Genomic DNA, 15,645 nt, shown 5'->3' with positions numbered 1-15,645 from the left:
CTGGATGTCATGACATGGGTCACGTGGGCGGCGCAGTGTAGCAGAGCCCCCCTACAAGCTTGTGAAGGGGCGCACGAGCGACCCCCGCCAGTCGGGTGGATACTCGATGGCATGAGCACCACGGAGCGTCCCAGGATCCTCATTGTCGGGGGTGGGTACGTAGGCCTGTACGCGGCGCGGCGCATTCTCAAGAAGATGCGCTACGGCGAAGCGACCGTCACGGTCGTGGACCCGCGCTCGTACATGACGTACCAGCCCTTCCTCCCCGAGACCGCCGCCGGCAGCATCTCGCCGCGCAACGTCGTCGTCCCCATGCGACGCGCTGTGCCGGGCGCCGAGATTCTCACCGGCCGCGTCACCTCCATCGACCAGGACCGCAAGGTCGCCTCCGTCGCGCCGATCGTCGGCGAGGCGTACGAGGTTCCCTTCGACTACCTGGTGATCGCGCTCGGCGCGGTCTCCCGCACCTTCCCGACGCCGGGCCTCGCCGAGGCCGGTATCGGTATGAAGGGTGTCGAGGAGGCCGTCGGCCTGCGCAACCACGTACTCGAGCAGCTCGACAAGGCCGAGTCGACGACGGACGAGGAGATCCGCCGCAAGGCGCTCACCTTCGTCTTCGTCGGCGGTGGCTTCGCGGGCGCCGAGACCATCGGTGAGGTCGAGGACCTGGCGCGCGACGCGGCCAAGTTCTACAAGAACGTGAAGCGCGAGGACATGCGCTTCGTGCTCGTCGACGCCGCCGACAAGGTGCTGCCCGAGGTGGGCCCGGAGCTCGGCGTCTACGGCCGCAAGCACCTGGAGTCCCGCGGGATCGAGGTCTACCTCTCCACCACGATGCCTTCCTGCGTCGACGGCCACGTCGTCCTCAGCAACGGCCTCGAGGTCGACTCCAACACGATCGTGTGGACCGCCGGCGTCAAGCCGAACCCGGCCCTCTCCCGCTTCGGTCTCCCGCTCGGCCCGCGTGGTCACGTGGACACGCAGGCCACCCTCCAGGTCGCCGGCAGCGACTACATCTGGGCCGCGGGCGACAACGCCCAGGTTCCGGACCTGGTCGGTCGCGCGAACGGCAACCCGAACGCCTGGTGCCCGCCGAACGCCCAGCACGCGATGCGCCAGGCCAAGGTCCTCGGCGACAACGTGGTGTCGGGCATGCGGGGCTTCCCGCAGGGCGACTACAAGCACGCCAACAAGGGTGCGGTGGCCGGTCTCGGCCTCCACAAGGGCGTCGCGATGATCGTCATGGGCAAGATGAAGATCAAGCTCAAGGGTCGTCTCGCCTGGTACATGCACCGTGGCTACCACGGGCTCGCCATGCCGACGTACAACCGCAAGATCCGTGTGATCGCCGAGTGGACGATCAACATGTTCCAGAAGCGCGACATCACCGCGCTCGGCGCCCTGGAGACTCCGCGCGAGGAGTTCTACGAGGCCGCCAAGCCGGCTCCGAAGCCCGCGGCCGAGGCGCCGAAGGCCGAGGAGAAGAAGGACGACAAGGTCGAAGAGAAGGCCAAGGCCTCCTGACCTGCAGATAGTTCATCCCGAAGGGGTCGCTCGCCATCCGTGGTGCGGGCGGCCCCTTCGGCGTTCCCCTCCCGATGTACGTGGTGGGTACAGGTATTTTGCCGTTCCGTGACTCGATATCGGGACTGCGCAGGTGGCCCGTCGGTGTTTACGTGGTGTTGAACCGTTCCGGGATTTCCGAGAATTCGTCTCGTCACGGAGGTGTCCGCCATGCAGAACGCCGCACAGCGGCTGAAGAATGTCGCCGAGCAGTTGTTCGGCGTCGAACTCCCGGTGCGCCTGCGCGCCTGGGACGGCTCGGAGGCAGGTCCTCCGGACGCCCCCGTGCTCATCGTCCGGAACCGTCGCGCGCTGCGCCGACTGCTCTGGAAACCGGGAGAGCTGGGTCTTGCCAGGGCCTGGGTGGCCGGTGAACTGGACGTGGAGGGCGACCTCTACGCGGTCCTCGACCGGATGTCAGGCCTCATCTGGGAGCGGGACCCCGACGAGGGCGACGGGGAGTCCAAGAGCCTCGCACAGGCCCTCAAGGACCCCAAGGTGCGCGCCGCGGCCAAGGAGCTGGTGAAGCTCGCGGGCGCCCCGCTGCCGCCCGCCCCGCCGCCCGAGGAGATGCGCAGGGGTGGCCGTCTCCACCTGCACACCAAGGGCAGCGACAAGCAGGCCATCAGCCACCACTACGACGTGGGCAACGACTTCTACGAGCTGGTCCTCGGCCCGTCGATGGTCTACTCGTGCGCCTACTGGGAGTCGCCCGAGGCCGGTCTCGAATCGGCCCAGCGCGACAAGCTGGAGCTGATCTCCCGCAAGCTCGCGCTGAAGCCCGGCATGCGGCTGCTCGACGTGGGCTGCGGCTGGGGTTCCATGGCGATCCACGCCGCGCGTGAGCACGGTGTGAGCGTCGTCGGTGTGACGCTCTCCCAGGAGCAGGCCGCGTACGCCAGGAAGCGGGTCGCCGACGAGGGTCTGACCGACCGCGTCGAGATCCGCGTCCAGGACTACCGCGACGTGCGTGACGGCCCGTACGACGCGATCTCGTCCATCGGTATGGCCGAGCACGTGGGCTCCGAGCGGTACCTGGAGTACGCGTCCGATCTGTACGCCCTCCTCAAGTCCGGCGGGCGGCTGCTCAACCACCAGATCGCGCGGCGGCCGCAGCGGGACGAGTCGGAGTACGAGGTCGACGAGTTCATCGACGCGTACGTCTTCCCGGACGGCGAGCTCGCGCCGGTGGGCTCCACCACCGGGCAGCTCGAGCGGGCCGGATTCGAGGTGCGGGACGTCGAGGCGATCCGCGAGCACTACGCGCTCACGCTGCGCCAGTGGGTCAGGAACCTGGAGGCGCGCTGGTCCGAGGCCCTGAAGCTGGTCAGCCCCGGCAGGGCCCGGGTCTGGCGGCTCTACATGGCCGCGTCCGCGCTCAGTTTCGAGCGCAACCACATCGGGGTCAACCAGATCCTCGCGGTGAAGACGCCGGAGAGCGGGGCGTCGGGGACGCCGCTGCGGGCCCGCACCTGGAACATCGTCAGCTAGCCGGTCCCGTAAGCGAATTGGGGCGCATCCGCAGTCGCGGATGCGCCCCAGTTTCGTCACTCCTGTACAGCTACTCGGACTTGATGGCGTCGAGCATGTTCAGACGGGCCGCGCGGCGGGCCGGCCACAGGGCCGCCAGGATGCCGACGACCGCGGCGAGCGCGAGGAAGATCCCCATCCGGCCCCAGGGCAGGATCAGTTCGTACGTCGACATGGAGTTGCCGATGAGCTGCCCGGCCGCCCAGCCGAAGAACACACCGAGCCCGATGCCGAGCACGCCGCCGAACAGGGAGATCACCAGGGACTCCAGGCGGACCATCCGCTTGATGCCCTTGCGGTCGATGCCGATCGCGCGGAGCATCCCGATCTCCTGCTGGCGCTCGAAGACCGACATCGCCAGGGTGTTGATGACGCCGAGCACGGCGACGATGACCGCCATGGCGAGCAGGCCGTAGAGCATGTTCAGCATCAGCGTGAAGACCTGGGCGATCTCGTTGGAGACGTCCTGCTTGTCCTGGATCTTGATCGCCGGGTTCTCGCCGAGCGCCTTCGTGAGCTTGTCCTGCGTGGCGTCGGAGGCGCCGCCGGACGTCTTCACCATGACCTGCATGTCACCGGCGTCCTTGGCGAGGTGCGGGGCGAGGGTCGGAGTGTCGACCATGATGCCGCGCATCATCTCGTTGGCCTCGTAGACGCCCGCGACGGTCAGCTTCTGCCGCTTGCCGTCCTCGTAGTGCGTGGTGAAGGTCGATCCGGTGGTCCAGTCGTGGTCCTTCGCGGTCTTGTTGTCGACGACGACCTGGCTGCCGCCGACCGTGAACTTTCCGCTGTCCAGCGGGAGTTCGGCGAGCTGTGTGATCGTCTTTCCGTTGACGCCGGTCAGGAACTCGGTGTCGCCGCCGATGCGGGCGGGCGAGTTGGTCAGGCCGCTGACGGCCGTGACACCGGGCGTCTTGTCGAGGGTCCCTACGACGTCGGGGGAGAGCTGGTTCCCGTTCGCCATGGAGACGGTGTAGTCCGCCTTCAGGGAGTCCGCCGCCATCTTGTTGATCGCCGACTGCACGCTGCCCGCGATCACCGTGAGACCCGTGATCAGGGTCAGGCCGATCATCAGCGCCGACGCGGTGGCGGCGGTGCGGCGCGGGTTGCGCACCGAGTTGAGGCGGGCCAGCTTGCCGGAGATGCCGAAGGCGCGCAGGACCGGGGCCGCGAGCGCGATCAGCGGGCGGGAGAGCAGCGGCGTGAGGATGAAGACGCCGATGACCAGGAGCCCGGCGCCGAGCCCCATCGGGGCCTGGCCGCTGTCGCCGCTGAGGGTCGTCGCGTAGAGCACGGCGGCGACACCGGCCGCGGAGACCAGGGCGCCCAGCGTGTTGCGCAGCACCAGGGACTTGGCGGTGGGCGCGGCGTGCACCGCGTTCATCGCGGCGACCGGCGGGATCTTCGCGGCGCGGCGGCCCGGCAGCCAGGCGGCCAGCATCGTGATCAGGATGCCGACGACCAGCGCGGCGACGACGGTGCCGACGGAGACGACGAGCGGCCCGTCCGGGATGATCGCGCCCGTCGTGCCCATGAGCTCCCGCATGCCCGCGGCGATGCCGATGCCGACGCCGAGACCGGTCACGGCGGCGACCGCGCCCACCACGAACGCCTCCAGGAGCACGGAGCGGGTGACCTGACGCCGGGAGGCGCCGACGGCCCGCATCAGCGCGAGCTCCTTGGTGCGCTGGGCGACCAGCATCGTGAAGGTGTTGGCGATGATGAAGATGCCGACGAAGAGCGAGATGCCCGCGAAGACGAGCAGCATCGTCTTCATGGAGCTCATCTGGTTGGAGATGGACTTCGCCTGGTCGTCGGCGAGCTGCTGCGCGGTGGTGGTCTCGGTCTGACCGGTGGGCAGCGCCTTGTCCAGCGCGGACTTCAGCTGCTGCTGGCTCGTCCCGGCCGCGGCCGTCACGTCGATCTCGTCGTACCCGCCCGGCTTGTGGAAGAGCTGCTGCGCGGTCGGGGTGTCGAAGAGGGCGAGCGAGCCGCCCGCCGAGACGTTGCCGTCGTCGGTGCTGAAGATGCCGGTGAGGGTCGGGGTCAGGACGGGGCCGTCGACGGACATCCGCACCTGGTCACCGACCTTGTAGCCGGCGCGCTGCGCGGTCTTCGCGTCGAGGACGACCTGGTCGGCGCCGTGCGGGGCGGTGCCCTTCTTCAGCGGGTACCGGGAGTCGTCCTTGCCCCAGTAGTTGCCGCCCTTGGTGGAGAAGCCGTTGCCGACGAGCTTGCCGTCCTGGTCGGCGACGGCGGCGTAACCGCTGAGGACGCCGTACGCGGAGCCTGCGCCCTGGGTGTCCCGCGCCGCCTTCAGGGTGGCGTCGGTGAGCTTGGCCTCCTTGCCGACGGTGTTGCCCTTGTCCTCGCCGTACTGGGCGGTGACGGCCACGTCGACGTGGCTGTAGCCCTTGGCCGAGGACTTCTCCATGGCGCCGGAGATGGTGTTGGTGAAGACGAGGGTGCCGCTGACGAAGGCGACGCCGAGCATGACGGCGAGCACGGTCATCAGCAGCCGGGCCTTGTGCGCGAAGACGTTGCGCAGGGCGGTTCGGAACATGGGTCTACTCAGTCCTGGGTCGGTGGCTTCCAGCGGGGCGCTTGGGTCGTACGGCCGGTCAGCTCGTCCGGCCCTTGGCGTCGAACCGCTTCATCCGGTCAAGGACCGAGTCCGCCGAGGGGTCCCGGAGCTCGTCGACGATGCGGCCGTCGGCCAGGAAGATCACCCGGTCCGCGTACGCCGCCGCGACGGGGTCGTGCGTGACCATGACCACGGTCTGCCCCAGCTCCCGCACGGAGTTGCGCAGGAAGCCCAGGACCTCGGCCCCGGACCGCGAGTCCAGGTTTCCCGTGGGCTCGTCACCGAAGATGATCTCGGGCTTGGAGGCGAGCGCGCGGGCCACCGCCACCCGCTGCTGCTGCCCGCCGGAGAGCTGCGCGGGCCGGTGCCCGAGGCGCCCGGAGAGCCCCACCATCTGGATCACGTTCTCCAGCCACTGCTTGTCGGCCTTGCGGCCCGCTATGTCCATGGGAAGCGTGATGTTCTCCAGGGCGGTCAGCGTCGGCAGCAGGTTGAACGCCTGGAAGATGAAGCCGATCTTGTCGCGGCGGAGCTTGGTGAGCTGCTTGTCCTTCAGGGACCCCAGCTCGGTCTCGCCGATCCGGACGGACCCGGAGGAGAACGAGTCGAGGCCGGCGACGCAGTGCATCAGCGTCGACTTGCCGGAACCGGACGGGCCCATGATCGCGGTGAACTCGGCCTGCCGGAACTCGACGGAGACCTGGTCGAGCGCGACCACCTTGGTCTCGCCCTGTCCGTAGATCTTCGACAGATCCGTGGCGCGGGCGGCGGCCGTGGTGGTGGGGCGGCCCGCGAGCGGGGTGGTGGTCACGGGAGGGTGCTCCTGTCGGTCGGCGTGCTGCTTACGGGGACGCTTTCCATCCTCCCGGCGGATCGGGCGGGGGAGGTCAGTCGCAGCTCTCGTTCCGGAGGGCGACTTCGGAGGGATCGGGGGAGCCCGAGTCATACCTGGGGATGACCCCGGCCCCTGAGAGGTGCCGGACCCGGGTGCGCGGAACCGAGGCGGTGAAATTCCGTCAATCCCCGGGAAGCCGTCCCCGAAGGCCGCAGGGCTCCCGGCAGGTGTTGAAGGCCCCGGCGTGTGCTGATGCACCCTCAGACGTCAATAAAATAAGACAACGTGGGGATGCACTTCCGCTGATCGGGGGACGCCGCCGGATAGGCTCGGAACGTCGATGCGGAGCCCCACAGTCTGCCCGGATGGTGGAATGCAGACACGGCGAGCTTAAACCTCGCTGCCCTTAGCGGGCGTACCGGTTCAAGTCCGGTTCCGGGCACCTCCGAACTTCCTCTCCGCTGCGCGTCGCGGCCCCCAACCTCCGTTGCTCTCAGGGGTGTTGGTGTGCCCTCTCCCAGCTCCCGCGTGGTCCGGTCGACCCAGGGACCCTCGAAACCATTGACACCCGCCCCGCGCGGGGCGAGGATCCGCTCAGAACTTGATGAACGAAAGTTCACCAGGCGAACACGACGCTACAAAGGCACCACAGGCGAACAACCGCAATGACGCGAGAGGGATCCCGTATGCGCACCACCGTCGGCATCATCGGAGCGGGCCCGGCCGGGCTGCTCCTGGCCAGGCTCCTGCACAACGCCGGCATCGAATCGGTCGTCCTGGAGAGCCGCGATCGCGCCTACGTGGAGCAGCGTCAGCGCGCCGGGATCCTGGAGCAGGGCACCGTCGACGTGCTGCGCGAGGCCGGTGTCGGCGCGCGCATGGACCGCGAGGGCCTGCCGCACGACGGCATCGAGCTGCGCTTCGACCGGCGCCGCCACCGCGTCGACTTCCCCGCCCTGACCGGCGGCAAGCAGGTCATGGTGTACGCGCAGACCGAGGTCTGCAAGGACCTCATCGCGGCCCAACTGGCCGACGGTGGCCCCCTGTTGTTCGAGGCGGAGGCGCTGGCGGTGGAGGGTGCCGACACCGACAGCCCTCGCGTCCGCTTCCGCCACGAGGGCCGCGAGCAGACCCTCGACTGCGACTACGTGGTCGGCTGCGACGGCTTCTGGGGCGTGGCCCGCAAGGCGGTCCCCGAGGAGCTCTCGCGGACGTACGAGCGCACCTACCCGTACGCCTGGCTCGGCATCCTCGCCGATGTGGCGCCCTCCCACGACGAGCTGATCTACAACCGCTCCGACCGCGGCTTCGCCCTCATGTCCATGCGCTCACCGCACGTCACGCGCGCGTACCTCCAGGTTCCGGCGGACACCGACGCCGAGTCCTGGTCCGACGACGAGATCTGGGCCGAACTCGACCGCCGCCTGGAGGTCGACGACCCGACCTGGCGCCTCGCCCGCGGCCCCATCATGTCGAAGTCCGTCACCCCCATGCGGTCGTACGTCCACGAGCCGATGCGGCACGGCCGCCTCTTCCTCGCCGGGGACGCGGCCCACATCGTCCCGCCGACCGGCGCCAAGGGCCTCAACCTCGCCGTCGGCGACGTCATCACCTTCGCCCGCGCCCTCACCACGTACGTGGAGAAGGGCGACGCGGAAGCGCTCGACACGTACTCCGAGACCTGCCTGCGCCGTGTCTGGCAGGCGGAGCGGTTCTCGTACGCGATGACGACCATGCTGCACCGCGCCCCCGACGCCACCGCCTTCGACGACAAGATCCAGCTGGCCCAGCTGGACCGGGTGACCACGTCGAGGGCGGCCGAGACGGATCTTGCCGAGGCGTACACCGGTTTCCCCGTCTGACGAGGGCCGGAAGGCGGAACACAGAGGGTGCGCGGGACGTTCCTCGTAACAGGATGGGAAAGATCCTCCCTGAGCACTAGGGTCGGATCTTTGCCAGACCATTACTCTTGATGGCAAGGCCATACAGGGTGGCCATGGAGGAGTGAGATGAGGAGCAGCAACCCGGTCTTCTCGCGACGGGGGTTCAGCCGCGACAACGGCTACGCGCAGTTCAATGCGAACGCGCAGCAGCCGCAGGCCGGGGGCCCCGCTGTCGGCACGGCGCAGGGGAACCCCTACGCCCAGGCCCCCGCCGGCAACCCGTACGCGCAGAACCCCTACGCACAGCAGGACGTCCAGTACGGGGCTCCGCAGGCGCCCGCCACCACCGGCCGCATGACGATCGACGACGTCATCACGCGGACGGCCACGACGCTCGGCCTGCTGATCGTCACGGCGGCGCTCTCCTGGGTGCTGCTGCCGATCGACGAGGCCAACCTCGGCAAGTCGTACGGCATCGCGATCGGCGCGGGCCTCGTCGCGATGGTCCTGGGCTTCGTCCAGGCCTTCAAGCGCAAGGCGTCCCCGCCGCTGATCCTGGCGTACGCGGCCCTTGAGGGTGTCTTCCTCGGCGTGCTCTCCAGCATCGTCGACAACTACATCGCGAGCGGTGCGGCCATGCAGGCCGTGCTCGGCACGATGGCCGTCTTCACGGCGGTCCTCGTCGCGTACAAGGCGGGCTGGATCCGCGTCAACCGTCGCTTCTACGGCTTCGTGATGGCGGCGGCCCTCGGCTTCGTGCTGCTGATGGGCATCAACCTGCTGTTCGCCGTCTTCGGCGGCGGTGACGGCCTCGGCTTCCGCAGCGGCTGGCTCGGCGTCGTGTTCGGCATCGTCGGCATTCTTCTCGGTGCCTGCTTCCTGGCCCTGGACTTCAAGCAGGTCGAGGACGGCATCGCGTACGGCGCCCCGAAGGAAGAGGCGTGGCTGGCCGCGTTCGGCCTCACCATGACGCTGGTCTGGATCTACATGGAGTTCCTGCGACTCATCGCGATCCTGCAGGGCAGCGACTAGGCGTAACGCCTGACGGTCGAGTGTCAGGGGCCCGCACACCTTGGGTGTGCGGGCCCCTTTGCTGTGAGGTGAGGGTTGTGAAGGGGAGCGGGCGCTACCGGAATCGCCGAGCGGCGCGCCTCAGGTCGTACTCGTGGATGATCGCTTTCGCGTGGCCGTACGCGAGATCGTGCTCGCCGCGCAGCCAACTGACCTTCTCTTCGAAGCGAAGAAAGCAGGGACCTTCTTCGACGGTGCGCATCCAGTCGCGGAGTTCGCGACCGGTGCAGTGGGGGATGCGAGCCAGCAGATTGCGGTGGGTCTCCTCGGAGAAGACTTGGGACATCGGCGCCTCCGGAACGCTTCGATGTGGCCGGTCCTTCACGCCACCGTGCCTGAGCGCCGGGGCCTTGTAAACAGCTACAGTCGCCGCGTGCTTGATACGACGCCTTTGACCGCAGCAGTGGATCAGTTCGCCGATCGGCTCCGGGCCGCGCCGCAGAGCAGACTGCAGCGGAACGCTGCCGCGGAGGCGCTGGCGCTGGCCAGGGAGCTTTCGGAGCGGGCCCAGAAGTTGGATGCGCCCGACGTGCCCGTGCGGGAGATGCCCGATGCGGGGATGTTCGCCGCGGCCGACCAAGTGACGGTCGCGGGGCGGGACTTGGCGGTTTCCCTCCGGGGGGCGGGGGAGGTCGCGGAGGCGGTGGAATTGGTCGAGGCGGCGATGAAGCGGGCCGGTGTCTGACCCGTTACGGCCTCGGGGCTCCGCCCCGGACCCCGCGCCTCAATCGCCGGCGGGGCTGAAAAGATCGGGGCTCTGCCCCGGACCCCGCGCCTCAATCGCCGGCGGGGCTGAATTAGGCCGAAGCTATGACGCGGTCGGCCAGTATGTAGACGTTGGAGCGGGCGCACTCGAAGGTCAGGGCGTACGCGCCGGAGACGCCCGAGCCGCCGAGGAGGACCGGGGTCTCGCCCTCGCGCAGGGCGGACGCCAACTGCTCCGCCGTCTCCCGGTGTCCGGGCGTCATGCAGAGCGTCGTGCCGTCGGTGAACACGTACACGTCGAGCGTGCCGAGCGGACCCGGACGGACGTCGGCGAGGGCGGTACGCGTCTGCGCCAGCTCCTCGAGGCACTGCACCGTGCGCTCGTGGTCGCCCACGACCGGCGACTGGACCGGCACGAAGTCCGGGTGCGAGGGGTGCCGACGGCGCGCGGCGGCCAGCTCGGGCGACTCCTCGACGATCTCGTCGAGCGCGGCCGTGCCGGCGAACTCGTCCTCCGGCTCGAGCGACGGCTCCCCGAAGGGCTCAAGGCCCACGAGGTCCGCCTGACGCGGCAGGAACATGTCGTCGCCGAGCGCGCCGCCGGCCAGGAACGGCGGCAGCTCCGAGCTGTCCCGCGCCTCCTGGGCGGCCCAGAACGCCCGGGCCTCCGCCAGCTCCCGCTCCCGCTCCTCGGCGAGGGCGTCGGCGACGGCGTTGCGTATCGCCTCGGCGTCCGGCGTGGTGCGGGCGGCGGGGATGCCGGGAAGCGCCTGGACGGCGCGATCCCTGCTCAGCTCGTCGCGCAGCTCAGAGACCTGTCGGCGCAGACCCCTGACGTGCTGCAGGGTGGCGACGCCGACGGCCGTGGCAGCGGCCGTGGCGAGCACGAGGACACTTATGGCGGCAGGCATGGCGCTCACTGACGTACTCCCGGTTTCAAGTCGACCCCCGACTTCCTACATCAGCTTGAAGCCTGGACGAACCAGCTGTCAGTGCATTACGTCACGAAACGGACAGGTCTTTTGGCGGGTGTTTAGCACCGGTATGGGGTGGGAACGGGGTTGACCTGCGAAAATCAATCTCCCCCGAGATGCACGTCACATCCTGGGGGAGATTGGATCACGAACGGGTAGACCGCCTCGGTCCGGCCCGGGTCAGCTCAGGCGCTCGATGACCATCGCCATGCCCTGGCCGCCGCCGACGCACATGGTCTCCAGGCCGAACTGCTTGTCGTGGAACTGGAGCGAGTTGATCAGCGTGCCGGTGATCCGGGCGCCGGTCATGCCGAAGGGGTGGCCGACGGCGATGGCGCCACCGTTCACGTTCAGCTTGTCCTCGTCGATGCCGAGCTCGCGGGCGGACGGGATGACCTGCGCGGCGAACGCCTCGTTGATCTCGGCCAGGTCGATGTCGTCGATGGTCAGGTTGGCCCGCTTCAGGGCCTGCTTGCTGGCCTCGACCGGGCCGAGGCCCATGATCTCGGGGGACAGGCCCGAGACGCCGGTGGAGACGACGCGGGCGAGCGGGGTCAGGCCCAGCTCGCGCGCCTTGGTGTCCGACATGATCACGAGGGCGGCGGCGCCGTCGTTCAGCGGGCAGCAGTTGGCGGCCGTGACCAGGCCGTCGGGGCGGAAGACGGGCTTGAGGCCCGAGACGCCTTCGAGCGTGACGCCGGCGCGCGGCCCGTCGTCCTTGCTCACCACGGTCCCGTCCGGGGTCGTCACCGGGGTGATCTCGCGCTCCCAGAAGCCGTTCTTGATGGCTTCCTCGGCGCGGTTCTGCGAGCGCACGCCGAAGGCGTCCATCTCGGCGCGGGTGATGCCCTTCACGCGGGCCAGGTTCTCGGCGGTCTGGCCCATCGCGATGTACGCGTCCGGGACCAGGCCGTCCTCGCGCGGGTCGTGCCAGCTGGTGTTCTCCTGCGTGGCGACCTCGGCGGTGCGGGCCTCGGCGTCGGCGAAGAGCGGGTTGCGGGTGTCGGGGAGCGAGTCCGAGTTCCCCTTCGCGAAGCGGGACACCATCTCGACGCCGGCCGAGATGAAGACGTCGCCCTCGCCGGCCTTGATGGCGTGCAGCGCCATGCGGGTCGTCTGGAGCGAGCTGGAGCAGTACCGGGTGACGGTGCAGCCCGGGAGGTGGTCCATGCCCATCTGTACGGAGACGATGCGGCCGAGGTTGTTGCCCTGCTCGCCGCCGGGGAGGCCGCAGCCGAGCATCAGGTCGTCGATCTCGCGGGGGTCGAGCTCGGGGACCTTGGCGAGGGCGGCCTGGATGATCGTGGCGGTCAGGTCGTCCGGGCGGAGGTCCTTGAGCGACCCCTTGAAGGCGCGGCCGATGGGGGAACGGGCGGCTGAGACGATCACTGCTTCGGGCATCACGCGGCTCCAAGAGTTCGATACGGCTGACCGTGAGGGAAGTTACCCGTACGTACCGCTCGGGTCACCGGTACTGGGGTGTGACCCCTGCCGCACTTTACTAAGCGCTTGCTCAGCCCTTCAAGCCCCTGCGGCGGGGCTGGGCAAATTCAGCCCCGCCGGCGCTTGAGGCGCGGGGTCCGGGGCGGAGCCGGGAGCGGGGGACGGTCAAGCGCTCGACTGCGATACCGGCTCCTCCGCCGGGACCCGCCTCCTGCGGCGCCGCTTCAGCAACGCCCACGGTCCCCGGGGACCGGTCGGCATGGCCGCGGCGACCTCCGTACCGCCCTCCTGGGCGGCCTGCGCCGCCGCGCGGGCGACCGGGAGGAAGCCCTCGGAGCGGGAGGCGTCCGGGCGCTCCTCCTCCGGCCAGAGGCCCAGCGCGGCGCAGAGTGTGGGGAGCACCGCCATCGCCGCGGTCGCGTAGCCCTCCATGGAGGGGTGGTAGTTGTCCGGGCCGAACATTTCGCGGGGGTTCGCCGAGAACTCGGGCCCCAGCAGGTCGCCCAGCGACACCGTGCGGCCCCCCTGCTCCACCGCGCCGATGGTCTGCGCCGCCGCGAGCTGGCGCGAGGCGCGGCGGGCCAGCCAGCGCAGCGGCTGCTGGACCGGTTCCACCGACCCGAGGTCGGGGCACGTTCCGACCACCACTTCGGCGCCGGCCGTGCGCAGCCGACGTACGGCCGCGGACAGGTGCCGTACGGACTTCGTCGCCGGGATGCGGTGCGTGACGTCGTTCGCGCCGATCATGATCACGCAGACGTCGGGCTGCCAGCCGGGGTCGGCGAGCCCGAGCGGCACCTGGCGGTCCAGGTCGTCGGAGCGCGCGCCCGGCAGCGCCACATTGCGCAGCTCCACCGTCCGCTCCGCCACCGCCGCGAGCCCGGACGCGAGCAGCGCGCCCGGCGTCTGCCCCGCCCGGTGCACACCCTGCCCCGCGGCCGTCGAGTCCCCCAGCATGAGGAAGCGCAACGGTTCGCCGTCGCGAGGGCCGTACATCCGCCGCCCGTACACACCGTCCGCGGCCGGCACGTGCACCGGCTCGGGACCGTGGTTGCCGACCTGACGGCGCGCGATATGTACCTCGGCGAGCACGACTCCGACCGTGGCCGCACCCAGCAGCCCGATCCCGCCGCCGCCGTACGCTGCGCCCGCTGCGATCCGCCGTGCCACCCTCGCCCTGCTCGACATGTTCCGCGGCCACCTGCCTCTGCGACTCTTTTACGGCTACAAGGACTCCTTGCCCCGTTATCCCTGTCGGCCAATCGCAACGCCGGATGAAGCCCCATGGTCCATGGTGTGCGCCTTACCCTGGCGGCACCATTACGGAGGAGAACCCGGAGACCACGGTGCGCATCCACGAATCGATGATCGACCTCGTCGGCAACACCCCGCTGGTGAGGCTCAACAAGGTGACCGAAGGGCTGCGGGCGACCGTCCTGGCCAAGGTCGAGTACTTCAACCCCGGCGGCAGCGTGAAGGACCGCATCGCGCTGCGCATGATCGAGGCGGCGGAGCGGAGTGGGGAGCTGGAGCCAGGGGGCACCATCGTCGAGCCGACCAGCGGAAACACCGGCGTCGGCCTCGCCATGGTGGCCCAGCAGAAGGGCTACAAGTGCATTTTCGTCTGCCCTGACAAGGTCTCCACGGACAAGATCAATGTGCTGCGCGCGTACGGCGCCGAGGTCGTGGTCTGCCCCACGGCGGTGGACCCCGAGCACCCGGATTCGTACTACAACGTCTCGGACAGGCTCGTACGCGAGACGCCCGGCGCCTGGAAGCCGGACCAGTACAGCAACCCGCACAACCCCGAGTCGCACTACCACTCCACCGGGCCCGAGCTGTGGGAGCAGACGGACGGGCGGATCACCCATTTCGTCACGGGCGTCGGCACCGGCGGCACCATTTCCGGGACCGGGCGCTATCTGAAGGACGCGAGCGAGGGGCGGGTCAAGGTCATCGGGGCCGACCCCGAGGGGTCCGTCTACTCCGGTGGCTCCGGGCGTCCGTACCTCGTCGAGGGCGTGGGCGAGGACTTCTGGCCGACCGCCTACGACCGTGAGGTCGCCGACGAGATCGTCGCGGTGTCCGACAAGGACTCGTTCCAGATGACGCGGCGCCTCGCCAAGGAGGAGGGGCTCCTCGTGGGCGGCTCCTGCGGGATGGCCGTGATGGCGGCGCTGCGGGTCGCGGAGGGGCTCGGTCCCGACGACATCGTGGTCGTGCTGCTGCCGGACAGCGGGCGCGGATACCTCTCGAAGATCTTCAACGACGACTGGATGGCGGACTACGGCTTCTTGGAGGACTCCGGGCCCAGCGCGCGCGTCGGCGACGTGCTGAAGGACAAGGAGGGCGGCGCGCTGCCCTCGCTCGTCCATATGCACCCGGAGGAGACGGTCGGTCAGGCCATCGAGGTGCTGCGCGAGTACGGGGTCTCGCAGATGCCGATCGTGAAGCCGGGCGCGGGGCACCCGGACGTGATGGCCGCCGAGGTCATCGGGTCCGTCGTGGAGCGGGAGCTGCTCGACGCGCTGTTCGCCCAGCGGGCGTCCCTGCACGACCCGTTGGAGAAGCACATGTCGGCGCCGCTGCCGCAGGTCGGCTCGGGGGAGCCGGTGGCGGACCTGATGAGTGTGCTCGGTGTGGCCGACGCGGCGATCGTGCTGGTCGAGGGCAGGCCGACGGGTGTGGTGAGCCGTCAGGACCTGCTGTCGTTCCTGGCCAAGGACGCGGCGAAGTAGGCCGATTCGGGCTGCTTCGGGGGCCGTTTCGGGGGCCGTTTCGTACGTCGCTTTCCCGGGTTCGCGAAAACGGTACGAGCGCGACACGTGCGCGCAGCACCGGCTTAACACGGGTCCGGCAGATTGGTGGATGTCGGAAGGGGCGGGAGCGGCTCCCCGCCCCACCCGACACCGAGCGGCGTCAAAGGAACCTCCGGAGCGGCTCCCGGACCTCCACGGACGCCCTGGGCGCGCACCCGGCCTGACCTGGTGCACGCCCTTCGCGGGGACCGCCGTCGTCCCGCCCCCCGTCACACGGGGGTGCGGCGGTCCCCGCGCA

The 15,645-nt window shown here is 69.6% G+C and carries 12 protein-coding genes and 1 tRNA gene; 7 read left to right on the top strand and 6 right to left on the bottom strand.

Features of this window, described 5'->3' with window-relative positions; translation table 11 throughout:
* Positions 1 to 111 precede the first annotated feature (111 nt).
* Entirely contained in the window at positions 112 to 1,524 is a 1,413-nt protein-coding gene (locus OHA73_RS18755; protein ID WP_266711013.1) for an NAD(P)/FAD-dependent oxidoreductase, read from the top strand.
* Between the two features lie 210 nt (positions 1,525 to 1,734).
* Entirely contained in the window at positions 1,735 to 3,054 is a 1,320-nt protein-coding gene (locus OHA73_RS18750; protein ID WP_266711012.1) for an SAM-dependent methyltransferase, read from the top strand.
* Positions 3,055 to 3,124: 70 nt separating this feature from the next.
* On the opposite strand, the gene OHA73_RS18745 is transcribed toward OHA73_RS18750, so the two are convergent.
* Both OHA73_RS18745 and OHA73_RS18740 read right to left on the bottom strand, forming a co-directional pair.
* Positions 3,125 to 5,656: an ABC transporter permease gene (locus OHA73_RS18745; protein WP_327655595.1), complete on the bottom strand. Its 2,532-nt coding sequence runs from the start codon at positions 5,654 to 5,656 to the stop codon at positions 3,125 to 3,127.
* Positions 5,657 to 5,714: 58 nt separating this feature from the next.
* The gene (locus OHA73_RS18740) at positions 5,715 to 6,488 is read right to left on the bottom strand and encodes an ABC transporter ATP-binding protein (RefSeq protein WP_266711010.1); all 774 of its coding nucleotides are present in this window, start codon (positions 6,486 to 6,488) and stop codon (positions 5,715 to 5,717) included.
* Positions 6,489 to 6,871: 383 nt separating this feature from the next.
* Between OHA73_RS18740 and OHA73_RS18735 the strand changes: the two genes are divergently transcribed.
* The 3 genes from OHA73_RS18735 (at position 6,872) to OHA73_RS18725 (ending at position 9,427) form a co-directional block, all read left to right on the top strand.
* Positions 6,872 to 6,954, top strand: a tRNA-Leu gene (locus tag OHA73_RS18735).
* A gap of 244 nt (positions 6,955 to 7,198) precedes the next feature.
* On the top strand, positions 7,199 to 8,374 hold the full coding sequence (locus OHA73_RS18730) for a 4-hydroxybenzoate 3-monooxygenase (RefSeq protein ID WP_327655594.1): 1,176 nt from the start codon (positions 7,199 to 7,201) through the stop codon (positions 8,372 to 8,374).
* 147 nt (positions 8,375 to 8,521) lie between these two features.
* Positions 8,522 to 9,427, top strand: a complete 906-nt coding sequence (locus tag OHA73_RS18725) for a Bax inhibitor-1/YccA family protein (RefSeq protein ID WP_267070190.1) — start codon at positions 8,522 to 8,524, stop codon at positions 9,425 to 9,427.
* 94 nt (positions 9,428 to 9,521) lie between these two features.
* Here OHA73_RS18725 and OHA73_RS18720 read toward each other — a convergent pair whose 3' ends face one another.
* The gene (locus tag OHA73_RS18720; protein ID WP_266711007.1) at positions 9,522 to 9,752 is read right to left on the bottom strand and encodes a DUF4287 domain-containing protein; all 231 of its coding nucleotides are present in this window, start codon (positions 9,750 to 9,752) and stop codon (positions 9,522 to 9,524) included.
* Positions 9,753 to 9,839: 87 nt separating this feature from the next.
* Here OHA73_RS18720 and OHA73_RS18715 point away from each other — a divergent pair, with 87 nt between their 5' ends.
* Positions 9,840 to 10,151 carry a hypothetical protein gene (locus tag OHA73_RS18715; protein ID WP_267070191.1) on the top strand — a complete coding sequence of 104 codons (312 nt, stop codon included), beginning with the start codon at positions 9,840 to 9,842 and terminating at the stop codon, positions 10,149 to 10,151.
* A 112-nt stretch (positions 10,152 to 10,263) separates the two neighbouring features.
* On the opposite strand, the gene OHA73_RS18710 is transcribed toward OHA73_RS18715, so the two are convergent.
* The 3 genes from OHA73_RS18710 to OHA73_RS18700 all read right to left on the bottom strand — a co-directional run bounded on the left by OHA73_RS18710 (position 10,264) and on the right by OHA73_RS18700 (position 13,776).
* Positions 10,264 to 11,082, bottom strand: coding sequence for a hypothetical protein (locus tag OHA73_RS18710; RefSeq protein WP_266718654.1), 819 nt, complete (start codon positions 11,080 to 11,082; stop codon positions 10,264 to 10,266).
* A 243-nt stretch (positions 11,083 to 11,325) separates the two neighbouring features.
* On the bottom strand, positions 11,326 to 12,546 hold the full coding sequence (locus tag OHA73_RS18705; protein WP_266711005.1) for an acetyl-CoA C-acetyltransferase: 1,221 nt from the start codon (positions 12,544 to 12,546) through the stop codon (positions 11,326 to 11,328).
* Positions 12,547 to 12,753: 207 nt separating this feature from the next.
* Positions 12,754 to 13,776, bottom strand: a complete 1,023-nt coding sequence (locus OHA73_RS18700; protein ID WP_267070193.1) for an SGNH/GDSL hydrolase family protein — start codon at positions 13,774 to 13,776, stop codon at positions 12,754 to 12,756.
* Positions 13,777 to 13,934: 158 nt separating this feature from the next.
* Here OHA73_RS18700 and OHA73_RS18695 point away from each other — a divergent pair, with 158 nt between their 5' ends.
* Positions 13,935 to 15,326: a cystathionine beta-synthase gene (locus tag OHA73_RS18695; RefSeq protein ID WP_327655593.1), complete on the top strand. Its 1,392-nt coding sequence runs from the start codon at positions 13,935 to 13,937 to the stop codon at positions 15,324 to 15,326.
* Positions 15,327 to 15,645 lie beyond the last annotated feature (319 nt).

Source organism: Streptomyces sp. NBC_00483 (assembly GCF_036013745.1).
Classification (GTDB): Bacteria; Actinomycetota; Actinomycetes; order Streptomycetales; family Streptomycetaceae; genus Streptomyces.
This window is presented reverse-complemented; position numbering and strand designations above follow the sequence as displayed.